The organism is Polaromonas sp. P3_C2 (genome assembly GCF_056402675.1).
The window spans coordinates 1-646 of the sequence record NZ_JBFUGX010001205.1; the positions used below are offsets into that span (position 1 = coordinate 1).

Here is a 646-nt window from a genome sequence, read left to right on the forward strand (position 1 = left end):
GTTCCTCAATACGCTCACCGGCGAACGGGACTTCAAACCGTGAAAAAAAAGAATCAACTTGCCCTGGCGCCTATGGCGGCGGTCACCGCCGTGCTGCTGTTCATCCTGGTGTTCCTGTATAGCAAAACCCAAAGCTTCGACGAGTCGCACTACTTTGAGGATATGGCCGTGCTGCGTCACCTGAAGCAGCTGGACGCGCAATGGGAGCTGGATGTGCTGAAGTCCAGGATCGGGATCAACACGCACTACGATGCGCTGGCCGATAACCAGGGCGAGATGGYCCGGCTCATGGAACAACTCGAGTCGGGTACCGACGCCCACAAGCACGATGCATCCGGGCAGGTGGACAAGCTCGCGTCGCTGGAACGCGCCGTGCAGGACAAAGCCGTCCTGATCGAGCAATTCAAGTCGCACAACTCCGTGCTGCGAAACTCGCTGGCCTTTCTTCCCACCGCAGCGGAAGATGTCCAGCAGTCGCTCGGGCCCGGCCGCGGTACCACAGAGCTGGCGCTCCGGCAGATTTCGTCTGACGTCAGCAGGCTGCTGCTCGCGAGCATGCTGTACAGCCAGAGCCCGACCGACGAAAAGGGTGCCGAGATAGAAGAGGAACTGGGCCGGCTTGACGGCAAGCTGCGCCATACTCCGC

At 60.5% G+C, this 646-nt stretch carries 1 protein-coding gene; it reads left to right on the top strand.

Annotated features, from left to right (window positions below; all coding sequences use genetic code 11):
* Positions 1-39: 39 nt before the first annotated feature.
* Positions 40-646 (top strand): DAHL domain-containing protein (locus tag AC1DWI_RS25605; protein WP_477726248.1); only part of this gene is annotated, 607 nt, incomplete at its 3' end.